The organism is Paenarthrobacter sp. AMU7 (assembly GCF_041200195.1).
Taxonomy (GTDB): Bacteria; Actinomycetota; Actinomycetes; order Actinomycetales; family Micrococcaceae; genus Arthrobacter.
Genome location: NZ_CP165735.1, coordinates 1,818,063 through 1,836,588, shown reverse-complemented (window position 1 = coordinate 1,836,588; position 18,526 = coordinate 1,818,063). Strand labels below are relative to the sequence as shown.

The window sequence follows — 18,526 nt, the reverse complement described above, 5'->3', positions numbered from 1 at the left end:
GTGGGCGGCGGTTGCTGTGATCTGGCGTGGTGGGATCCGCGTGGAGGTTCCTGGCTATCTGGAGATTGCACTGCCGGCTTACCTGGACCGCACAGGATACTGACGGTTCAGAGGGCTGGGCTGGAGGGTGTGATCTTCAAGACATCCGTGACGGGGAACGCGGGTCGACGGATGTGCCGGTGGGACCTGCCTGGCGGAAAGACCGGGGCTTGGCAGAACTGCCAGGGACCGGGCTGCATCGCGGGCGGTGCCGTGCGACGCCTGAGTGCTCAGGCGGGTGGCGGCTTTTTACTCGAAGATCAGGAACATGCGTTTCACACTATCATCCAATGTCAAGCCAGCTCTTCGGGCAGGCAGTTTCCCATGGCGCCGATAGCCAACTAATCTGGCAAATTATGGAGTCTGCACACTATTTCACCGCCCAACCGGCCGGACCATTCACCCGAAAGCCACTCACGGTGGAACTCGCTGGAGCCACACGCCACTTGCAGACCTCCTCCGGCATCTTCAGTCCCGACGGAGTGGACAAGGGCACTGCCATACTCTTCTCCGAAGTTCCGCCGCCTTCACCCCAGGGAAACTTGTTGGACATCGGCTGCGGCTGGGGTCCTATTGCCTTGACGCTGGGGCTGATGGCCCCCCACGCCAAGGTGCACGCCGTGGACGTCAATGAGCGGTGTGTCACGTTGACCAATGAGAACGCTGCTGCCCTGGGTCTGGACAACGTGACGGCGAGCCTGCCGCACGAGGTAGACCCCGCCGTCGAGTTCGACACCATCTGGTCCAACCCGCCCATCCGCATCGGCAAGGACGAGCTGCACACCCTGCTGCTGACGTGGCTGCCGCGCCTGGCCTCGGGAGGAAACGCCTGGTTGGTGGTTCAAAAGAACCTTGGCTCGGACTCCCTCCAGCGGTGGCTCGCCGGCGAGCTGGACAAGAGCTACACGGTGGGCCGGGAGAGCACGTCCAAGTCCTTCAGGATCATCCGGGTCAGGAAAGCGTCCCAGTAGCCACGATCACGGCCGGGCCGCTGAGCTCTACATGTTCGCGGCCACCTGCACCGGGGAAGAATTTAACACCCACGACGCCGCCCGGCACCTTAACGTGCCAATCGTTCGGCGCGGTGTTTCCGGCCCAATGACGAATGGCGACGGCGGCCGCGCAGGCTCCTGTGCCGCATGATTGGGTCTCCCCCACGCCGCGCTCATGGACACGCATGGTGATGGTGCCGACGCCGTCTTCAACCAACGGTTCGGCCGGAACAACGAATTCAACGTTGGTCCCGTTGACAGGCTTGGGATCGACCACCGGGGCCTTGAACAATTGCGTGGCCGACAGCTCCTTGAGTTCGGCCAAAGCAACCACAGTGTGGGGGTTGCCCATGCTGACTGAGAGGCCCGGACGGGCTACTTCCAGGCCGTCAGCGCTGACCAATGCGTCCATTGCCTTGGTGGTGGCTTCCTTGGGGAAGATGAACTCCCATGGGCCCATGTCCACGGCATACCCGTTGGCCGTACGGACCACTTTCTTGACCCCGCCACGGGTGCCGATGGTCAGGGTTTCGCCCGGGCCAAGATCCACCAGCTTTTCCGCAATCAAGAAGTGCACGAAGACGCGGACCCCGTTGCCGCACATCTCCGAGAGGGAACCATCGCCGTTGCGGTAATCCATGAACCACTCGGCGTCGGGGTCCTGCTCCAGAAGGTCCCGGCCCTCCGGAAGGAACCGCGACGGGACAGCGCGGATAAGACCGTCTCCACCAATGCCTACGTGGCGGTCGCATAATTGGGCAACCTGCTCCGGGGTGATCTCGTGGGCATCGCCGGGGTCGGCAATCAGGACGAAGTCGTTGCCCGTTCCATGGCCCTTGGAAAACGTCAGCCCAGCAAGGCTTGAGGCGGTCACGGTAGCACCGGCAGCTGTGGACTGCTGGGCGGGAACTGCAGGGGTTTCATCCATGCCACTAGGCTACCTTCCACGCTGGTTTGGCCAGAAATCAGGCCGGCCGGCTCGAAGCGGTGGCGACGGCCTTGGCCACGAGGTCGGTATCCTGCCAGTCAAGCCAGGTGATCCGGGGGTCAGCCCTGAACCAGGTGAGCTGACGCCTGGCGAACTGCCTGGTGGCCACGATGGTTTCCTCTGACGCGGCAGCAACATCGGTTTGATGGTCCAGGACCCTCAGGAACTGCGCGTACCCCAAGGCACGGGACGCGGTCTTGCCCTCCCTGAGCCCCGCAGCATCAAGCCGTTCAACCTCCTCAAGCAGACCAGCCTCCACCATCCGATGGACCCTCAGGGCCAACTGTTGCCTCAGCACCTCACGGTCCACTGACAGCCCGATCTGCACTGCCGGCTGAAAGTACTCGCGTTGCGGCATGAACGAACTGAAAGGCCGCCCGGTGAGCTGGTGCACTTCAAGGGCCCGGATCACCCGCCGCGCGTCACCTACACGGGCTGCCGACACGGGATCGACGTCCTCAAGGCGGGTTTGCAGCGGCGCGAGGCCGTGCGCGTCATACTCTTCTTCCAGGGCCTTACGGATGACTGGGTCGGTGCCGGGGAACTCCAGGACGTCCAGCGCGGCGCGGACGTACAGACCGGATCCCCCCACCAGGATAGGGCGTTTTCCGCGTGAACGGATTTCCCCAATGGCTCTACGGCAGTCCGCCTGGAAGTCCGCAACACTTGCCTCCTGGGTGACATCCATGGTGTCCAGCAAGTGATGGGGAACGCCCTTGCGCTCTTCCACGCTGATCTTGGCCGTTCCGATGTCCATCCCGCGATAGAACTGCAGGGCATCCGCGTTGATGACCTCACCGTTCAGGGCGAGGGCAAGGTTGACACCCAGGTCCGACTTGCCGGAACCAGTGGGGCCAACCACTGCAATGACGGGCAGGGAAGCGTCCTTGGTGTAGGTGGGCACAGGGTTCCTGATCAGACGTCAGCCGCGGCGAGCCGGCAAGGACGGCATGCCCAGGGACACCCCGGCCTTGGTCGAGCCCGAACCCGGAGCAGGGACGCCGCAGGACTCAGCTTGGGAACGATCCCAGGCATCGCCGGCACGGGACCGGCGCAGCACATAGTCGCCAGCGGTGGCCGGATCCGCCACAAGGTGGAAAGCAGCAGCCTCCGTGATGGTGACCGTCACAAAGTCACCGGGACGGGGAGTATCTGCGCCGGACGGCACGGAGAAGTGCACCAGGCGCTGATCCTTGGACCGACCGGATAAGCGGTGGGTTTCCTCGGCTTTACGCCCTGACTGGGCCGTCACCAGCACTTCAACCGTCCTGCCCAGCTGTTTGGCGTTCTCCTCAGCGGCAATGCGGTCCTGGAGGGCTGTCAGCCTTTCGAAACGCTCCTGCACCACCGCTTTCGGAAGCTGGTCAGGCAACTCGGCGGCCGGCGTGCCGGGCCGTTTGGAGTATTGGAAGGTGAAGGCTGAGGCGAAACGGGACTTCTCCACGACATCCAGGGTGGCCTGGAAATCCTCTTCAGTTTCGCCTGGGAACCCGACAATAATGTCCGTGGTGATGGCTGCGTTGGGAATCCGATCGCGAACCTTGTCCAAAATTCCGAGGAACCGGCTGGATCGGTAGGAACGCCGCATGTCTTTGAGGATTTTATCTGAGCCCGACTGCAAGGGCATGTGCAATTGCGGCATGATGTTGGGCGTCTCAGCCATGGCCTCGATGACGTCATCGGTAAAGGCTGCGGGGTGCGGGCTGGTGAAGCGGACGCGCTCCAAGCCCTCGATTTCACCGCACGCCCGAAGGAGTTTGGAGAAAGCCTGGCGATCCCCGAACTCCACGCCGTAGGAGTTGACGTTCTGGCCGAGGAGAGTCACTTCAACAGCGCCATCATCCACGAGGGCTTGGATCTCGGCGAGGATTTCTCCGGGGCGTCGGTCCTTTTCCTTGCCGCGGAGCGAAGGCACAATGCAGAACGTGCAGGTGTTGTTGCAGCCCACGGATATGGAAACCCACCCCGCATAAACAGAATCCCGTTTAGTGGGAAGAGTTGACGGGAAGACATCCAAAGACTCAAGGATCTCAAGTTGTGCTTCATTGTTGTGCCGGGCACGGTCCAGCAGCGCCGGCAGGGCGCCAACATTATGGGTACCAAACACGGCGTCAACCCACGGCGCCTTCTTGACGATGGTTTCGCGGTCCTTCTGGGCCAGGCAGCCACCTACAGCTATCTGCATGCCAGGGTTCGCTGCCTTGACCTGCCGGAGTTGGCCGAGATTGCCGTAGAGCTTGTTGTCCGCATTCTCCCGAACAGCGCATGTGTTGAAGACCACCACGTCAGCCAGTTCACCGTCCGCAGGCACGTAACCTGCGTCCTCCAGGAGTCCCGCCATGCGCTCTGAATCATGGACGTTCATCTGGCAGCCGAACGTGCGGACCTGATAGGTCCTGGGCTCAGCCGGAGGAGTGGCGGGAACTGTTGGGGAAGGAATGGTCAAACTCACTACTCAAGGGTACCGGCTTCTGCCAGCACCTCGCCGACGATCCTGAAGGCCATGGAGGGGGCGTAGCCCTTCCGTGCCAGCATCGACGCCAGACGCCGGGTGTACTTGTCCCGTTCCGCGCGATCAGCCAGATCGACGCCGGGACGCAGCTTGCGTTGAACAAGCTCACGGGCAGCCAACTCTTCATCCTGATCACTGAGCTGTGACAGGGCATCTTCGGCTGCGTCCAGCTCAATGCCCTTCTCCGTCAGTTCGCGACGAAGTGCGCCTTTGGCGAGCTTCTTGCTCTGCGAACGGCTGCGGACCCACATTCTCGCGAACTCAGTATCATCAATCAGCTGAACCTCTTCAAACCGGTCCAGGACGGCCTCGGCCACATCCTCGGGCACGTTGCGTTCCGCGAGCTTGCGGGACAGCTGGAGCCGGCTCCGCGGCGCCATCGTCAGCTGCCTCAGGACGATGGCACGCGCCACGGACTCGGGATCAGGCTCGGGATCGGCGGATACGGACGACTCCGGATCCGGCCCTCTCCTAACCGTCAACGGCCTTCAGCTTTGGGGAGTCTTCCTCCGGCTTGACGCCAACGCCAAGCTTTTCCTTGATCAGGCGCTCCAGCTCCTGGGCGAGCTCAGGGTTATCCCGGAGGAAACGCCGCGAGTTCTCCATGCCTTGGCCCAGCTGATCGCCATCATAGGTGAACCACGAGCCCGATTTCTTGATGATGCCGTGCTCGACACCCATATCAATGATGCCGCCCTCACGGGAGATGCCCTGGCCGTAAATAATGTCGAACTCAGCAATCTTGAAGGGCGGCGCCATCTTGTTCTTGACGATCTTGGCCTTGGTGCGGTTACCTACGGAGTCCGCACCTTCCTTCAAGGTCTGGATACGACGGACATCGATGCGCACCGAAGCGTAGAACTTCAGGGCCTTACCACCGGTGGTGGTTTCCGGAGAACCGAAGAAGACGCCGATCTTCTCACGCAGCTGGTTGATGAAGATGGCTGTGGTCTTGGTCTGGCTGAGCCTGCCGGTGATCTTACGCAGGGCCTGGCTCATCAGGCGGGCCTGCAGACCCACGTGGGAGTCGCCCATTTCGCCTTCGATTTCAGCACGGGGTACCAGCGCGGCCACGGAGTCGATGACGACGATGTCCAGGGAGCCGGAACCCACCAACATGTCCATGATCTCCAAAGCCTGCTCACCGGTATCCGGCTGCGAGACCAAGAGTGCATCCGTATCCACTCCGAGCTTTGCCGCGTAGTCCGGGTCCAGAGCGTGCTCAGCGTCGATGAACGCCGCAATGCCGCCGGCGCGCTGGGCGCTGGCAACGGCATGCAGCGCAACGGTTGTTTTACCCGAGGATTCCGGTCCGTAGATTTCCACTACACGGCCACGGGGCAGCCCGCCAATGCCAAGGGCGATGTCCAGGGCAATGGAGCCGGTAGGGATGACCTCGATGGGAGCCCGGGTGTCATCACCCAGGCGCATGATGGATCCTTTGCCGAACTGCTTGTCGATCTGGGCAAGCGCTGCTTCAAGCGCCTTTTCACGATCCGGGGTTGCCGCCATGGTTCACACCTCTGATGCTTTCTCGCTGTGGAGTGGCCCTAAGAGCCGCTTTCCTGTCATGTCAGACGCTATTACGACGTGCTGACATTTTTATGAGCCGAATCCGGCTATGTGGACAACCGGGCAATCCGGATGCTCGGAAATGCGGCCTTCGGGATCAATTTTCCTCTCACAGGAGCATATCCCCATCCGAACAGATATTCGAACAATGGACCGGCGTGTCTGCTGTCGAGGCAGCGGCGCGGACCTCAGCTGGAGGCCGGTTTAATGTCCCGCCCCAGCCTGCGTTCGGCCGGAACATCCTGGACTTCGCATACAGCCAACCACACCTCGCGGGGGTGGTATCCGGAGGCCAGTGCCTCAACGGCAGTCCGCCCGCCTACGCCTGCGAGTACCAAGGAGCCGGCGAGGACACGGGAATAGCCTGCCCCGAACTCATCGTCCATCAATCGCCAAAAGTCACTTGCCCTCACGGATAGAGTCTCTCACGGAGCCGGACTCTAGAATGGTTGCCATGAGCAATCCTCTCCAGAGCACGCCCGGTCAGGCCGTGCCAGGCGACGCCGTAGACGACGCCCTCCAGCAGGTGGAACACCAGCTGAGCCTGCTCTGGCGCCGTGCCCGGTCAATCTCCCATCAGTTGTCGCGCCAGGTCCACCCGGACATGGAACCGGCCGCCTACGGGCTGCTGACCGTCATCCGGAGGGAAGGTCCTATCAGGCTGACCGACCTCGCCACGTGCATTGGCGTTGGCAAGCCCTCCGTGAGCCGGCAGATCGCCTTCCTGGAGAGCATTGGCCTGGTCTACAAGGAAGCGGACCCGCAGGACGGAAGGGCACAATCCATACGCCTGACGGACAAGGGCGAGGACAAGATGCACCAGGTCCAGGATGCCCGGCGGCAGGTATTCCGCGAACGCCTGGGCGAATGGCCGCTTGAGGACGTCCAGACCCTGGCCGACTACATGGGCCGGCTCAATGCGATCTACGGCGACGGCGTCCTCAAGGACGTGACCCTGCGGGAACCGGACAGTGCTGCCGACCCCACCAAGCCAGCCGACGCCTGATCCGCCAGGCGCCTCAGGCCATACCAACGAAGACCAAAAGAAGGTCCCCAGCTGATGGCTGGGGACCTTCTCCCACTTCTGGTGGAACGGTTACCGGGCTCCGGAGAGCATTCCCTGCGGGAAGTCGTCCGTGAGGTCCAGATCGCGACCGTAACGCTGGGAGAATTCCTGCGGAACGGTGTCCGGCACGGCCACACCCTCCGCAACGGCCACACGGTCGCTGACTTCGCGGAGCATGTGGGACAACGGAACATCCAAGGCTGTGCAAATGGAGGACAGGAGCTCGGAAGAAGCCTCCTTCTGGCCGCGTTCAACTTCACTCAAGTAACCAAGTGAGACGCGGGCGCTGTGCGAAACCTCGCGGAGGGTACGGCCCTGACGCTGGCGGACATCGCGCAGTACATCACCGATCTCGTGGCGTAGTACAACCATTTTGCGCTCCTTCTGTTCGCTCTGTGTCTGATCAGCCAAGCCCACATCCTTCCAGCGGACAACGCCGTTTACGGATACGGGCTGCTTTACCATCTGTATCGCCTTGCTCCCTCAGTCATCCGGTTCGCTGGTGGGCGGACCGGGTTGGTTTCTACATCCTAGGCGCCCCGGCTCTTCCGAAGCGACTCAATGACACAACTATTGGCAATCAGTTTTTGTTCCCGGCTACTTTACGAACGGTAACCATCCCCTTCCAGCGCGGCAAGCAGACGCGCCAGGGCCGCCTCGCAGGCCTGTTCGCGAATCGAACGCCGGTCCCCCGTGAAGCTGAATTCGAAGGCTTTGGTTCCGGCATCGGCAGCGATTCCAACGAACACTGTTCCTACGGCTTTGCCATCGTGGGGATCAGGTCCGGCCACTCCGGTAGTGGATACTCCAATGCTGGCACCGCAAGAGCGCCGGGCACCCTCGGCCATGGCTTCCGCAACAGCACCGTCAACGGACCCGACGTCGGCAAGCAGCTCTTCCGGGACGCCCAGGACGCCGGCCTTGACGGAATTTTGGTACGCAACAACTCCCCCCTGAAGCATCCCCGAAGCGCCAGGAGTATTTGCCAGGGTGGCCGCTACCATTCCAGCAGTGAGCGACTCGGCCGTGGCGACCGTTTGGTTCTGTGCGATCGCTGCGGCGACCACCGCCGTCGACGTCTCTGCCGCGGCGGTGCCGGCGTTCCCGGACGTCATGCCCTACGCCCCGCCGCCCGCAGCTTGAGGGCTTGGATGACGTATTCGACGCCGGTCCACAGGGTGATGGCAAGTGCCAGCATCATGACCCAGAAGGCAACGTCGCCCAGCCATGGAGCGATCGCTTTGAGGGGAAGGATGTAAAGGAAGATGGCGACGGTTTGTACCACCGTCTTCAGCTTTCCGCCCCTGGAAGCCGGCATGACGCCGTACCGGATCACGACGAACCGAAGGGCCGTAATCCCCCACTCGCGGACGAGGATGAGGATGGTGACCCACCACGGCAGTTCCCCCAGGATGGACAGGAGCACCAGCGCGGAGCCGATCAGCAATTTGTCGGCAATGGGATCGGCGATCTTGCCGAAATTGGTGATGAGGCCGCGCGCCCTGGCGATGTCGCCGTCGAGCTTGTCCGTGTAGATGGCGACCGCGAAGGCCACCACCGCTGCCCAGCGCCACAGGCCGTACTCGCCGTTGTCGGCGAGCAGGAACCACACAAAAAACGGAACCAGGACGATCCGAAGCATGGTGAGGATGTTGGGCAGGTTCCAGACATCGGAATTGCTGGACGTCGCGTTATCACCCTCGGCTGTAGTCACCCCTCTAGGCTACCGTCTTTGGGCTGGCGCCTTTGAAGCTAGCGCCCCGTCAACGACCAGGCGTCCTCGCCGCCTTCGTCGTCGTCATCGGGGCCGTCAGCGCCATCGTGGTACTCAATGGCCTGCGTCCGGTTGTCCAGGTCTGCCTGCACGAGGTCCTCCGCATAACCGCCGACGGCGATGTTCGAGTTCGCGTTGTCGCTCAGGGCCGCCGTGTGGGCGTCGGGTGCAGCGGGTGATTCCTGGCCCTTCATCGCTGCCAGGACGGCCGCGAGGTCGTCCGGCTTGACCAGGACATCGCGGGCCTTCGAGCCTTCCGAGGGACCCACCACTCCGCGGGATTCGAGGAGGTCCATAAGCCGCCCGGCCTTGGCGAAGCCTACCCGGAGCTTGCGCTGCAACATCGACGTGGAGCCGAATTGGGTGGTCACCACCAACTCGGTGGCCTGCAACAAGACCTCGAGGTCGTCTCCGATGTCGTCGTCGATCTGCTTCTTGGGGGCTTCGGCAGCAACGTCGTCGCGGTAGACAGCCTGGAGCTGTCCCTTAACGTGCTCCACCACCTTGTGGATCTCGGATTCCGTCACCCAGGCACCCTGGACACGCATTGCCTTCGACGCACCCATCGGCAGGAAAAGCGCGTCACCCTGGCCAATAAGCTTCTCCGCCCCAGGCTGGTCCAGCACAACACGGGAGTCCGTCACGGATGAGGTTGCGAAGGCCATGCGGGACGGCACGTTCGCCTTGATCAGGCCAGTAACCACATCCACGGACGGGCGCTGGGTGGCCAGGACCAGGTGGATACCGGCAGCACGGGCAAGCTGGGTGATGCGGACGATCGAGTCTTCGACGTCGCGCGGGGCCACCATCATGAGGTCGGCGAGTTCATCCACGATCACCAGAAGGTAAGGGTAGGGCTTGATGATCCGTTTGGAGTCCACGGGCGGCACCACTTTGCCGGCACGGACAGCCTTGTTGAAGTCGTCGATGTGTTTGTAACCGTAGTTGGCGAGGTCGTCGTAGCGGGCGTCCATCTCCCGGACCACCCATTGCAGGGCCTCCGCGGCCTTTTTGGGATTGGTGATGATGGGCGTGATGAGGTGCGGGACGCCTTCGTACGCGGTGAGCTCCACGCGCTTGGGGTCCACCATGACCATGCGGACTTCATCCGGGGTGGCACGCATGAGGATGGAGGTGATCATGGAGTTCACGAAGCTCGACTTACCGGCACCAGTGGCCCCAGCCACCAGCAGGTGGGGCATCTTTGCCAGGTTGGCCACCACGTAGCCGCCCTCGACGTCCTTGCCAACACCCATGACCATGGGGTGGTCTGTCCGGCGGGCGTTCTGGCTCCGCAGAACGTCGCCCAGCGAAACCGTTTCGCGGTCCGTGTTGGGAATCTCGATACCGATGGCCGATTTGCCGGGGATGGGGCTCAGGATGCGGACATCGCTCGATGCGACCGCGTAGGAAATATTCTTCGACAGCGCGGTAACGCGCTCCACCTTGGTACCGGGAGACAGCTCGATCTCGTAGCGCGTCACGGTGGGACCACGGCTGAAGCCAGTCACGGCTGCGTCCACGTTGAATTGTGTCAAGGTGTCCGTCAAGGCGGCGACGACGGCGTCATTGGCCTCTGTGCGCTCCTTCGGAATGGAGCCCGGCGTCAGGTAGTCGGAGGCCGGCAGGGTGTAGGTGACGTCCCCGGCGAGGGACAACTGCTCCGTGCGTTGTGGAATCGGCGTTTGCGGCAGCGGCGCACCGGCAGGCTTCGCGGGGACCTGGGCAACGGTGGGCGCTGGCACAGTCATGGCAGGACTGATGACCGGAATGGCTTCGGTGGGGTTGTCAATGCCGGGTGCAGCCCCCAAGCCCTGGGCTGCCTTGATCTTCCCGACGGCGATCTCCGCCTGGGTTGGGCGGCGCACCCCCGGCGGAACGCGCGGTTCCGACGAGGCGGGAGCGTCGTCGTCGACTATTGCATGTTCGAAAGCTTCGTCCCCGACGTAGCCCTCCAAGCCTGCCTCGGGCTCCTCATCCTTGCCGAAGAAGCGCATGCGCTTCTTCTTGGGCTTGGCCGGTGCGTCGTTTTCGTAGAGGTAGCTGCGGTCGTGGGCGTCCTTGCCGGAGCCGTCCATGAGGTCCACACCCATAAGGTGCTCATAGGCACCCCGGATGCGGGAGGGAATGGCGCCGAACGGGGTTGCAGTGACGATCAGGAAAGAGACGAAGGCCAACAAGCTGTAGAGGACCACCGGTACTGCACCATGGATTGCGGCCAGGGGGGCGGCGGCGAGGAATCCCAGCATGCCGCCTGCCCTGCGAAGGCCATCGAACCCATCGGCCACGGTGGGCAGGCCGCCAATGACGTGGGCCAAACCCGATCCGGCCAGGGTCATGATCATAAAGCCAATGCCCACACGGTTGTTGCCGCGGCCGTCCTGGGGTTTCCGGAACAACCGGAAGGCACAAACAAAAAGCATGAAAGGCAGGATCAGGGTCATCCAGCCAAACGTCCCGTTGACCACGCTGTAGACGACGTCCGGGAGCCACCCCGTCAGGCCCCACCAGGCGAAAGTGGCAATCGCGATGCCCAACACCAGGTTGAAAAGGGCTGCGCCGTCACGGCGATCCGCGGGCTCGAGGTCGCTGACGTCGTACCCAATGCGGCGGACGCCGGCACCGACCACATGGCCGATCCCCTGCCAAAAACCTGAAAGCATACGCAGGGGCAGCGGAGCCTGGGGCTCGACGGCGGCCGCCTGCTTGGTGCGGGCAGTGCTTCCACGCCCGCTCTTGCCTGCGGCGGCGCTGGTTTTGGATGTGGCTGCGCTCCGGCCTGTGCCGCCGGATTTACTGCTGGAGCTGCCTCGTGGCGTGGAGGTAGTACGGGTCGCCATAACTGCCACGGTACCCCAAGGGGGCCTGAAATCCGCGGATTTCAGGCCCCCTTGGGTGTGCATGTTGCCGTGGGGCTATGCCTCAAGGACCACCGGAATGATCATGGGACGGCGGCGGAGCTTGCGGTTGACCCACGTGCCGATGATCCTGCGCACCACCTGCTGCAGCTGATGGTTGGTATGGTCTGCGTGATTAAGCACAGCGTCTTCCAGTGCGGCGTTGATCTTGGGGATGATCTCGTCGAAGACCGAATCATCCTCAGCAACACCACGGGCATGGATTTCCGGTCCCGACACGATCTTGCCGGTAGTGCGGTTGATGACCGTAATGATGGAAATGAAGCCCTCGTCCCCGAGGATGCGACGGTCCTTCAAATCGGCGTCGGTGATCTCACCCACGCTGGAACCGTCCACGTAGACGAATCCGACCTCTACTTGGCCAACAATGTTTGCTTTGTGGTCCTTCAGGTCGATCACTGTGCCGTTGTCGCTCAGGATGATGCCCTCGGACGGAACACCGGATTCCCGCGCGATGTTGCCATTGGCAATAAGGTGACGGGTTTCGCCGTGCACAGGCATGGCGTTGAGCGGCTCAAGGATGTTGTAGCAGTACAGGAGCTCCCCTGCCGCTGCGTGCCCGGAGACGTGGACCTTCGCAGTGCCCTTATGGATTACGTCCGCGCCGAGTTTGAGGAGTCCGTTGATGATGCGGAACACGGCATTCTCGTTGCCGGGAATCAGGCTGGAGGCCAGAATGACGGTGTCGCCGGGTCCAACCACTACGCGGTGGTCGCCGTTGGCCATCCGGGACAGGGCAGCCATCGGCTCGCCCTGGGAACCGGTGGACATCAGGACCACGCGGTCATCGGGCATGTTGTCGATGTTCTTGATGTCCACCAAAATCCCGGCCGGCACATCGAGATACCCCAGTTTGGCGGCGATGGCCATGTTGCGCACCATGGAGCGTCCAACGAAAGCGACCTTGCGGCCATGCTTCTCTGCGGCATCAAGGACCTGCTGGACACGGTGAACATGGGACGAGAACGACGCGACGATGAGGCGCTTCTTTGCTTGGCCGAACAGGCGGTCCAAAGTGGGACCAATTTCCTTTTCGGCCGTGGTGAACCCAGGGACGTCCGCGTTGGTGGAGTCGGCCATGAACAGGTCCACGCCCTCTTCGCCCAACCGGGCGAAGTGACGGAGGTCGGTGATGCGGCCATCCAGCGGCAACTGGTCCATCTTGAAGTCGCCGGTGTGCAGGACCGTGCCACCCTCGGTCCGGATGAAAACGGCCAGGGCATCAGGGATGGAGTGGTTCACGGCAATGAACTCGCACTCGAACGGGCCGAATTGCTCCACTTGGCCCTCGGTGACGGTGAGGGTGTACGGCTTGATCCGGTGTTCCTGGAGCTTTGCTTCCACCAGGGCCAGGGTGAGCTGGGACCCGATCAGTGGAATATCGGCCTTAAGGCGCAACAGGTAGGGAACCGCACCGATGTGGTCCTCGTGACCGTGCGTCAGCACGACGCCAACTACGTCCTGCAGCCTGTCTTCGATGTAGGAGAAATCGGGCAGGATGAGGTCTACGCCGGGCTGGGTCTCTTCAGGGAAGAGCACGCCACAGTCAACGACCAGCAGCTTGCCGTCGATTTCGAAGACGGCCATGTTGCGGCCGATCTCTCCCAGGCCACCGAGCGGAACAATCCGCAGCGTGCCTTTCGGCAGTTTCGGCGGCGTAACCAGTCCGGGAAGGGCGGTTTGGGTCATATTGTGCTTCTTTCCGGCGGAACCGGCCTAGACGTTGAAGTCCATACCGGCTTCCGCCAAATCCCCGCGGATGATGTCGATCTCGGCTGCGTCCGGCTCCACGAGGGGCAAACGGACAACCGAGTTGGGCAGGACTCCCTGCCACTTGAGAATCTGCTTGGCGGCTACTGCGCCTTGGACCCGCGTCATGGTTGCGCGAATGACGGGTTCCAGTTCAAAGTTGATGGCCCTCGCAGTGGCGAGGTCGCTGGCGTTAACAGCGTCGATCAGCTCGCGGAAGCGACGCGTGGCCACGTGGGTGGTGACGCCCACCAGGCCGACGGCGCCGAGCGCCATCCACTGGAGGGTCAATCCGTCATCACCGGAATAGAAAACCAGGTCAGTCTCAGCCATGACCCGGGTAGCGGCGGCAAAATCTGCCTTGGCGTCCTTGACCGCCACGATGTTCTGGTGCTTGGCCAGGCCGATCATGGTCTCAGGAGCAATCGCAATGGAGGAGCGGCCTGGGATGTCGTAGAGCATGACGGGCAGATCCGTTGACGAGGCAATGGTCTCGAAGTGCGCCCGGACGCCTGCCTGGCTGGGCTTGTTGTAGTAGGGCGTGACGATCAGGAGACCATCCACGCCAACCTCGGCAGCCCGCTGGGAAAGGTGCACCGAGTGTGCGGTGTCGTTGGTGCCGGTTCCGGCAATGATGGCAGCCTTGCCGCCGACGGCTTCTTTGACCGCCCGGAACATACCAAGGTTTTCGTCGTCCGTGAGGGTTGAGGTCTCTCCGGTGGTGCCGGTAACAACGAGCCCATCGCAACCATCCTGGACAAGCTTCTCTGCCAGTACAGCGGCTTGGTCGTAGTCCACCTTGCCGTCCTCGGTGAACGGGGTGACCATCGCGGTCAGGAGGGTACCAAGGGCGGGAGTGTGGGCGCGCAAGTCAGACATAAGAAAAACGTTACCCTGTCGCGGGCTTGTTACAAGAATGGGTTCCGCGTGATGGTCCTCATGCCCCGGTTGAGGATCTGTAGGCGCCAAGACGGGACCAGTCCAACGACACCATGGCGACTTCCGTCCCGGTGCCCGCCACCCGGACCAGGGCAGCACCGTCGGGACCCCACGCTCCACTGAGACCGCAGGAGGGGCCCAAGGGCGTTTCTCCTCCAAGGTTCGCCAATAATCCGAACATCCGGTGGTCCATGGAACGGGCGCCCAAATGCAGTCCGAGCCTGAGTTCCTCGCCCCGCGTGTACAGCGCAGACACTGCATACACATCAGCCTCCGCTGCCGCCGCGGCACCGGCGTGGGCAGGATGCGCGGCGTCAGCACAGACCGCAAAGGCAACCCGCCATCCGTCGACATCAAGCACCGCCGGACCGCTTCCAGGGACAAAAAGCTCCCGCTCCGGCCCATGCAGATGAGTTTTGAAGACAGGTTTCACCGATCCGTCACAGCCGACGATAAGCGAGGCCAACCTGGGCGTCTGATCCGCCTCCCGCCAGCCTGCCCCGACGACGGCCACCGTCCGGGTGCGGGCACAGACATCCTGGAGGGGGTGGAGCCGCGGGTCGCCTTCGGTTAACCACGGCGAAGGCTGACTGCCCGGCGAAGGCTGTCCTGCTCCGGCGGGGACTTTGAATGCAGTGAGTTCATACCCGGTCAAGGAGAGTTCAGGAAAAAGCACCAAACGTGCGCCACGGTTGCAAGCCTCCGCCACCAGCCTCACATGGGCCGCGACGTTTGCCTCCACGGCCGCTCCACCGACGCCTGGCAGCAGCGCTTCATATTGAACAACGGCCACGCGAAGCACTGCCGGGTCATGCGGTTCTTCCCCTGGGTGAGGTCTTGCTTCAACGAACCCCGCCCCTGCGGGCGCGGTACCACCAAACGGGCTCTCCACGGATGTGGCATCCAGGGGACGGGCCGGCCTTTGGGTGGGGACTTGCGGGGGCGTCGGAATCACCAGCCCATCCTATTCCGGAGGCAACCTCGGGATGTTGCAGGACAGGCCGGGGCGTGGAGCCATGGGGCCCTCTCACTCCAGTCAGACCCCGACTGGCTAGGACGGCCCAGGCGTCCGCGCAGGTTGATCCGAGCAATAGTGCGCCACGGCCCGCTCCTTGAGGTGTTCTGCCCAGGTGACCAGGCGCTGCGAAGCGCGAACGTACTCGAACAGTTCCAACGGCGTCAGGGAATCCAGGTCCGCCTCGGATAGCCGCCGGGCAAGTTCAGCTCCGGGCGGCTGCTCGGCCAGCACTGTTCCTTCGCGGCGCCACTGGGTGTCTTCAGGGGGTTCGCCCGCCACGAGTTGCCTGAAGAGGAAGTCGACGACGCCGGGGCTCATTGCTTTCATGGGTCCGGCGAGACCTTCGGGTGGCGTGGGGACATCGTTCATCCTGCCATGTTATTCGAACATATATTCGAAGACAAGACCTGGCTCTGCCGTCGGCCCGGCTCACAGTTGGCTGTGAGACGATCGCAGCATGACTTCGCAAGAGACTGCGCCCCCGCGGAAAGCGCGCGACGGCGGCCAGGTCTCCTCCCGGCTCACTGGGATCGACGCTGCCAGGGGTGCAGCGTTGCTTGGCATGATGTCCACGCACCTCCTACCGACGTTCGGGCCCTCCCCGGCGTGGGAGCCGACCTTCGTGGGATTGGTATTTTCGGGGCGGTCTGCGGCACTCTTCGCTGTCCTTGCCGGCATTGGATTGGCGCTGAGTACGGGCCGGCAGGAACCTCGCACAGGCAACGATCTCCGGGCCGCGAGAGGCGGGGTCGCCATGCGAGCCTTGGTCATTGCGGTGGTCGGCCTCACTTTGGGAGGGCTGGACGTCAATGTCGCCGTCATCCTGGTGCATTACGCCGTGCTTTTCCTGTGCGTTCTGCCATTCCTTGGCCTTCGGGTCAAGGCACTGTGTTTCTGGGCGGCGGGCTGGGTGCTGTTGTCTCCGCTGCTGGCTTACCTGGTCCGGCCCATGCTGTTGGACGCCGCACTTCCCCTGCAACTGGGTCACAATCCCAACGGCGAGGACCTGGGGACGCCGGCACGCCTCCTCGCAGACCTCTTCTTCACTGGTTACTACCCGGTGTTCCAGTGGATCTCATATCTGCTGATCGGACTGGTGCTCGGCAGGTTGGCGCTCACGACCGCGAAGGTGCAGTTCCTGCTCCTAATCGGCGGAACCACTGTGGCTGCTGCGGCAAAGCTGGGAGGGTTCCTTGCCCTGGAAGCATGGGGCGGCCGGGCCGCGCTGGAGGCACTTCCCGGCACCCGCGGGTACCCGCTGGAAAGCATGCTCCAGGTTAATCTGACCGGACTGGAGCAGACCGGTTCGTGGTGGTGGTTGGCCACAGCAGCCCCCCATGCAGGGACCACGCTGGACCTGCTGCACACCAGCGGAACGGCTGCCGCAGTGGTGGGTTTCTTCCTGCTGCTGGGTACCGTGGCCGACCGTATCAAGGTCAATATCCTGATAGTGCTCAGCGGGCCCGGAGCCATGACGCTCAGCCTCTATTCGGCCCATGTATGGGTGGTTTCGGGGTTCACCAACCAGCCACTGCCCGCAGGGTGGACAGAAGAGGGCATGTACTGGACCCAGGCACTGTGTGCTGTGGCAATCGGCGTGTGTTTCGCCTTGCTCCGGCGCCGCGGACCGCTGGAGTGGGTTGCCCACACGGCGTCGAAGCTGGGCAGCTACCGTCCCGCAGCGGTGGGCTGAGAGCGGAACAGCTTCACGGCGTCGCGCATTGATGCCCGGGCGCGTTTGCGGTCCCCTGAGGCGTCATAGGCGCAACTCAGCCTGAACCAGGAACGCCAATCCTCCGGCGCCGCCTCTGCCTCGGCGCGGTACTTCTCGAACTCCGCATCCGCGGCAGCCCGGACAATCCGCCCGCCGGGCGTACGGGGCAGTGTGTCCTCGGGCAATCCGCCTTCGGCTTCCAGGACCTTGGCCATCTGCTCGGTGCGGGCGCCAAACAGGAGCTCGCGGATGAGCGCCCACGCACCGACGATGGGCAGGACCAGATAGGCCGCTCCAATGCCCTTCGCTACCAGGTTGGGGTCACCGAGGAGGAGGAACGAGCGTTGGACGGACACCACCAGGTAGAGCACCAACAGCAGGGTGATGGCGCCGACCCAGATCTTGGTGCGGTTCTTCTTCAAGGAAGTCCAGAAATTGCCCATGGACCTAGAGCCCCAGGTCCAGGTAGCCGTCCAGGCCAACCGTGAGGCCGGGGTGCGTTGAGACTTTACGCAATCCCAGCAGGACACCAGGCATAAAGGAAGCCCGGTCGAAGGAGTCATGGCGCAACGTCAACTGCTCACCCGGACCGCCGAAAAGGACCTCCTGGTGGGCTACCAAACCGCGGAGCCGCACACTATGGACGCGGACACCCTCCACGTCACAGCCCCTGGCTCCGTCCAACGACGTTTCAGTGGCGTCCGGGCTTGCCGGAACTCCGGCTGCCTGCCGTGCATCAGCGATCAGCTGCGCCGTACGCACCGCCGTGCCGGATGGTGCGTCCACCTTGTTCGGGTGGTGCAGCTCGATGATCTCGACGGACTCAAAATACTGTGAGGCTTTGGCCGCGAAAGCGGAGGCCAGCACGGACCCCAGGGCAAAGTTCGGGGCGATCAGGACGCCGGTGTCCGGCTTCTGCTCCAGCAATGCACGGAGGGACTCCAGCCTGTCGGCATTCCAACCAGTGGTACCGACAACAGCATGGATGCCATGCTCTACGGCAAACCGGACGTTGGTCTCTGTGGTGTCCGGGACCGTGAGGTCAACAACGTACTGTGCGCCGGCGTCGAGCAGGGTTTCCAGGGAATCGCCGCGACCCAGGGCGGCTACAAGCCTCATGTCATCGGCTGCTTCCACAGCTTTCACGGCTTCAATTCCCATGCGCCCGTGGGCGCCCAGCACTGCAACAGCAAGTTGTTCGGTCATGCCGTTAACCCTACCGCTGCGCCGGGGCCCGGCAGGAAC

The 18,526-nt window shown here is 63.0% G+C and carries 19 protein-coding genes; 3 read left to right on the top strand and 16 right to left on the bottom strand.

Annotated features, from left to right (window positions below):
• Nucleotides 1–395 precede the first annotated feature (395 nt).
• Entirely contained in the window at nt 396–1,010 is a 615-nt protein-coding gene (locus ABQM86_RS08430; RefSeq protein ID WP_369746382.1) for a class I SAM-dependent methyltransferase, read from the top strand.
• On the opposite strand, the gene dapF is transcribed toward ABQM86_RS08430, so the two are convergent.
• From dapF to ABQM86_RS08400, 6 genes are all read right to left on the bottom strand, one after another.
• Complete coding sequence (dapF, locus tag ABQM86_RS08425) at nt 991–1,959, bottom strand: diaminopimelate epimerase (RefSeq protein ID WP_207597033.1); 969 nt, start codon at nt 1,957–1,959, stop codon at nt 991–993. The two genes, ABQM86_RS08430 and dapF, sit on opposite strands and share 20 nt — an antisense overlap.
• A 37-nt stretch (nt 1,960–1,996) precedes the next feature.
• On the bottom strand, nt 1,997–2,923 hold the full coding sequence (gene miaA, locus ABQM86_RS08420; protein WP_369746381.1) for a tRNA (adenosine(37)-N6)-dimethylallyltransferase MiaA: 927 nt from the start codon (nt 2,921–2,923) through the stop codon (nt 1,997–1,999).
• Nucleotides 2,924–2,941: 18 nt separating this feature from the next.
• A complete protein-coding gene (miaB, locus tag ABQM86_RS08415) occupies nt 2,942–4,471 on the bottom strand; it encodes a tRNA (N6-isopentenyl adenosine(37)-C2)-methylthiotransferase MiaB (protein ID WP_369746380.1) in 1,530 nt (509 codons plus the stop codon).
• Nucleotides 4,471–5,013, bottom strand: a complete 543-nt coding sequence (locus ABQM86_RS08410; RefSeq protein ID WP_369746379.1) for a regulatory protein RecX — start codon at nt 5,011–5,013, stop codon at nt 4,471–4,473. The genes miaB and ABQM86_RS08410 overlap by 1 nt, the downstream gene beginning before the upstream one ends.
• Entirely contained in the window at nt 5,003–6,043 is a 1,041-nt protein-coding gene (gene recA, locus ABQM86_RS08405) for a recombinase RecA (RefSeq protein ID WP_089594401.1), read from the bottom strand. Before recA ends, ABQM86_RS08410 begins: the two co-directional genes overlap by 11 nt.
• 248 nt (nt 6,044–6,291) lie before the next feature.
• On the bottom strand, nt 6,292–6,516 hold the full coding sequence (locus tag ABQM86_RS08400) for a DUF3046 domain-containing protein (RefSeq protein WP_207597029.1): 225 nt from the start codon (nt 6,514–6,516) through the stop codon (nt 6,292–6,294).
• Nucleotides 6,517–6,557: 41 nt separating this feature from the next.
• Here ABQM86_RS08400 and ABQM86_RS08395 point away from each other — a divergent pair, with 41 nt between their 5' ends.
• A complete protein-coding gene (locus ABQM86_RS08395; protein WP_207597028.1) occupies nt 6,558–7,109 on the top strand; it encodes a MarR family winged helix-turn-helix transcriptional regulator in 552 nt (183 codons plus the stop codon).
• 90 nt (nt 7,110–7,199) lie between these two features.
• Here ABQM86_RS08395 and ABQM86_RS08390 read toward each other — a convergent pair whose 3' ends face one another.
• The 8 genes from ABQM86_RS08390 to ABQM86_RS08355 all read right to left on the bottom strand — a co-directional run bounded on the left by ABQM86_RS08390 (nt 7,200) and on the right by ABQM86_RS08355 (nt 15,936).
• Nucleotides 7,200–7,634, bottom strand: coding sequence for a helix-turn-helix domain-containing protein (locus ABQM86_RS08390; RefSeq protein ID WP_024820363.1), 435 nt, complete (start codon nt 7,632–7,634; stop codon nt 7,200–7,202).
• A 137-nt stretch (nt 7,635–7,771) separates the two neighbouring features.
• On the bottom strand, nt 7,772–8,284 hold the full coding sequence (locus ABQM86_RS08385) for a CinA family protein (RefSeq protein ID WP_369746378.1): 513 nt from the start codon (nt 8,282–8,284) through the stop codon (nt 7,772–7,774).
• The gene (pgsA, locus tag ABQM86_RS08380; protein ID WP_207597026.1) at nt 8,281–8,883 is read right to left on the bottom strand and encodes a CDP-diacylglycerol--glycerol-3-phosphate 3-phosphatidyltransferase; all 603 of its coding nucleotides are present in this window, start codon (nt 8,881–8,883) and stop codon (nt 8,281–8,283) included. Before pgsA ends, ABQM86_RS08385 begins: the two co-directional genes overlap by 4 nt.
• 38 nt (nt 8,884–8,921) lie before the next feature.
• Complete coding sequence (locus tag ABQM86_RS08375) at nt 8,922–11,783, bottom strand: DNA translocase FtsK (protein ID WP_369746377.1); 2,862 nt, start codon at nt 11,781–11,783, stop codon at nt 8,922–8,924.
• Nucleotides 11,784–11,858: 75 nt separating this feature from the next.
• Nucleotides 11,859–13,550 carry a ribonuclease J gene (locus ABQM86_RS08370; RefSeq protein ID WP_207597024.1) on the bottom strand — a complete coding sequence of 564 codons (1,692 nt, stop codon included), beginning with the start codon at nt 13,548–13,550 and terminating at the stop codon, nt 11,859–11,861.
• Nucleotides 13,551–13,577: 27 nt separating this feature from the next.
• The gene (gene dapA / locus ABQM86_RS08365; protein WP_089594395.1) at nt 13,578–14,489 is read right to left on the bottom strand and encodes a 4-hydroxy-tetrahydrodipicolinate synthase; all 912 of its coding nucleotides are present in this window, start codon (nt 14,487–14,489) and stop codon (nt 13,578–13,580) included.
• Between the two features lie 58 nt (nt 14,490–14,547).
• Entirely contained in the window at nt 14,548–15,504 is a 957-nt protein-coding gene (locus tag ABQM86_RS08360) for a carbon-nitrogen hydrolase family protein (RefSeq protein ID WP_369746376.1), read from the bottom strand.
• 96 nt (nt 15,505–15,600) lie between these two features.
• On the bottom strand, nt 15,601–15,936 hold the full coding sequence (locus ABQM86_RS08355; RefSeq protein WP_369746375.1) for a hypothetical protein: 336 nt from the start codon (nt 15,934–15,936) through the stop codon (nt 15,601–15,603).
• A gap of 88 nt (nt 15,937–16,024) precedes the next feature.
• Between ABQM86_RS08355 and ABQM86_RS08350 the strand changes: the two genes are divergently transcribed.
• Entirely contained in the window at nt 16,025–17,260 is a 1,236-nt protein-coding gene (locus tag ABQM86_RS08350) for a heparan-alpha-glucosaminide N-acetyltransferase domain-containing protein (protein ID WP_369746374.1), read from the top strand.
• Here the strand turns inward: ABQM86_RS08350 and ABQM86_RS08345 are convergent.
• On the bottom strand, nt 17,236–17,724 hold the full coding sequence (locus ABQM86_RS08345) for a hypothetical protein (protein WP_207597021.1): 489 nt from the start codon (nt 17,722–17,724) through the stop codon (nt 17,236–17,238). The two genes, ABQM86_RS08350 and ABQM86_RS08345, sit on opposite strands and share 25 nt — an antisense overlap.
• Before the next feature lie 4 nt (nt 17,725–17,728).
• Nucleotides 17,729–18,487, bottom strand: coding sequence for a 4-hydroxy-tetrahydrodipicolinate reductase (gene dapB / locus ABQM86_RS08340; protein ID WP_369746373.1), 759 nt, complete (start codon nt 18,485–18,487; stop codon nt 17,729–17,731).
• Nucleotides 18,488–18,526 lie beyond the last annotated feature (39 nt).

Excerpts from the sequence above, each read along its gene's own strand:
- ABQM86_RS08370 (WP_207597024.1), bottom strand. The coding sequence starts at position 13,550 with ATGACCCAAACCGCCCTTCCCGGACTGGTTACGCCGCCGAAACTGCCG.
- dapA (WP_089594395.1), bottom strand. The coding sequence starts at position 14,489 with ATGTCTGACTTGCGCGCCCACACTCCCGCCCTTGGTACCCTCCTGACC.
- ABQM86_RS08385 (WP_369746378.1), bottom strand. The coding sequence starts at position 8,284 with ATGACGTCCGGGAACGCCGGCACCGCCGCGGCAGAGACGTCGACGGCG.
- ABQM86_RS08390 (WP_024820363.1), bottom strand. The coding sequence starts at position 7,634 with ATGGTAAAGCAGCCCGTATCCGTAAACGGCGTTGTCCGCTGGAAGGAT.
- ABQM86_RS08430 (WP_369746382.1), top strand. The coding sequence starts at position 396 with ATGGAGTCTGCACACTATTTCACCGCCCAACCGGCCGGACCATTCACC.
- dapB (WP_369746373.1), bottom strand. The coding sequence starts at position 18,487 with ATGACCGAACAACTTGCTGTTGCAGTGCTGGGCGCCCACGGGCGCATG.
- recA (WP_089594401.1), bottom strand. The coding sequence starts at position 6,043 with ATGGCGGCAACCCCGGATCGTGAAAAGGCGCTTGAAGCAGCGCTTGCC.
- ABQM86_RS08350 (WP_369746374.1), top strand. The coding sequence starts at position 16,025 with ATGACTTCGCAAGAGACTGCGCCCCCGCGGAAAGCGCGCGACGGCGGC.
- dapF (WP_207597033.1), bottom strand. The coding sequence starts at position 1,959 with ATGGATGAAACCCCTGCAGTTCCCGCCCAGCAGTCCACAGCTGCCGGT.
- ABQM86_RS08395 (WP_207597028.1), top strand. The coding sequence starts at position 6,558 with ATGAGCAATCCTCTCCAGAGCACGCCCGGTCAGGCCGTGCCAGGCGAC.
- ABQM86_RS08375 (WP_369746377.1), bottom strand. The coding sequence starts at position 11,783 with ATGGCGACCCGTACTACCTCCACGCCACGAGGCAGCTCCAGCAGTAAA.
- ABQM86_RS08355 (WP_369746375.1), bottom strand. The coding sequence starts at position 15,936 with ATGAACGATGTCCCCACGCCACCCGAAGGTCTCGCCGGACCCATGAAA.
- ABQM86_RS08345 (WP_207597021.1), bottom strand. The coding sequence starts at position 17,724 with ATGGGCAATTTCTGGACTTCCTTGAAGAAGAACCGCACCAAGATCTGG.